This window comes from Thiolapillus sp., assembly GCF_048562965.1.
GTDB lineage: Bacteria > Pseudomonadota > Gammaproteobacteria > Chromatiales > Chromatiaceae > Thiolapillus > Thiolapillus brandeum_A.
Window position 1 is genome coordinate 1 of record NZ_JBHNMF010000577.1, and the last position, 1987, is coordinate 1987.

Genomic DNA, 1987 nt, shown 5'->3' on the forward strand with positions numbered 1-1987 from the left:
CATGTATCTTGCTTATTATACCGCATATTGCATGTGGTATCCGTCATTTGAACGTGGTCGATGTACTAGTTTCTGAGGAAATTCCACTCAAAACGGCAAAGAGGAAAAAATGACCTATATGGCAACATTACTGGACAATCAATATATCTTTTCCTTTGTGTCAGGAGTGATTGGAATTCTACTTGCGTTGGGCGGTCAGAAGATTCTAAAAAAGAGAGGTTTGTTTACCTACTTTACGCAACATAACAAGCTGGGTTCCTCAATAGATAATAATCCTATATATGGTTCTGTCCAAGTAACGTGGAATAATAATCCCGTAAATCACTTATATTTATCAACAATAGAACTCATTAACAAAAGCTCAAAAGACTACGAATCAGTTACTGTGTGTGTGTTCACCGACGATACCACGCTTCTGGCTGAAGAAACCGAAATTGAGGGTTCTATTCATGTTCTTGGTTACACTGATAAATATTCTACGCAGATAAGCGTCCCTGAAGGTGGGAAACCGACAGAATATCAGCTAAGCCTTTATCGTGGCCGTCGGGAGTACCTTATTCCGACCATGAATCGTGGTCAGATAGTGCGGTTCCATTATCTAAATGCAGCTAGTTCCGAAGCAGCCCCGTCAATTTGGCTTGATATGCTGCATCCAGGCGTAACGCTAAAGTTTCGTGTGGCCCCATATACCATATACGGAGTTCCACAGTTTGATGCAGCTCGTGCTGGGGTAGTAATAGGGTCCATGGTTGTAGGTTTGGTTATTGCGTATATTGATAGTTTATGGCTGGCTGCCATCATCACATTTTTGTTTGGGCTTTTTGCTCAGATTCCAGGTGCCTATATGATTAAAGTATACCATAAGATAAAAGAGTGGATATCAGGTTGACTAGAGCCTGAATCCGTATTTGAACATACGGATTCAGGTATCAGACACTATTGCGCCCAAATCACCGCCAGAAACAACAGGCCGATCTTCTTCGACAGCGGTTAGTGCATCAGCCAGGGGCGCATGGCTTTCCGGTGCACCAATCTCGGTCGGAACCACTCCGACACTTGATGGGGCAGCACTGAACAGATCTTCGTCACTTCTGGATGGCTCATTCGCTACTTGGAAAAATGTCTCGATACTGACAGCGCCAATGTCGCTAGGCGCTTCCATAGCCCCGGCCGCCATCAATGCTTTATTGCCGGCTTCAGGATCATCGGTTTGTTTAACCCATAGCGGCACCCAGCCTCTTTTCAGATCTTCCTGTGCGCCGCTCCAGGTGCCTCCTTTCTTGCCGGAGTGGATCGCCAGCGCTGCATCGGCGAGGCAGTAAATATATTTGTTGCGCGCCATCGCATTGCCGGTATTGAAGCCGGCTTCTGGATTGAATGGAGAAACGAGGACAAGATTGTTTTCCATCAGAGCGCGCCGGTATTTTCCGCTGGAACATGCACGCAGCAAGCTGTCGGCCAGCACGCCAACTGCTGTGCCTTCTGCACCGAGCGCGCCAAGCATGGCGGTCTCATCGACACCCCGTGCACCACCGGAAACAATGGAAACCCCCGTATTGGATGCCATCTCGCCGATCCGGCTGCTGTAAACCAGATCATCCTGGGAAACCTTGCGAGAGCCGATCACGGCTAGGCCGCCGCTATTCAACAAGGCCCTGTTGCCACAACCAAACAGCACGGCCGGGGAATCACTGCGAAGGTGCTGTTTCAGTCTGCGGGGATAGTCAGGGTCCGAGCGGGTCATCACCCAAAGGCCGGCGCGCAACCATTTCTCCATCGACAGCGCTAGTGCGGAACCTCTGTCCAGTAACGCGCCAACCCGTTCAACCATCACCGTCTTGTCCTGCCAGCCCTGTAACAGTTCCTGCAAATCGCCGCTCAACAACCGCTCAGGGGTCAGCGAATGCAAGCGCAGCCATTCTGCAAAGCGGCCATACTCCTTTGGCGTCAGTGGCTTGTTGGCGCCCGAGTCGCTCTTGCCGAAGCG

2 protein-coding genes are annotated in these 1987 nt (G+C 49.9%); one reads left to right on the forward strand and one right to left on the reverse strand.

Features of this window, described 5'->3' with window-relative positions:
* Nucleotides 1–109 precede the first annotated feature (109 nt).
* Nucleotides 110–889, forward strand: a complete 780-nt coding sequence (locus ACOCD2_RS17900; RefSeq protein ID WP_295437507.1) for a hypothetical protein — start codon at nucleotides 110–112, stop codon at nucleotides 887–889.
* 33 nt (nucleotides 890–922) lie between these two features.
* Here the strand turns inward: ACOCD2_RS17900 and ACOCD2_RS17905 are convergent.
* Nucleotides 923–1987 (reverse strand): DNA-processing protein DprA (locus tag ACOCD2_RS17905; RefSeq protein WP_419625850.1); only part of this gene is annotated, 1065 nt, incomplete at its 5' end.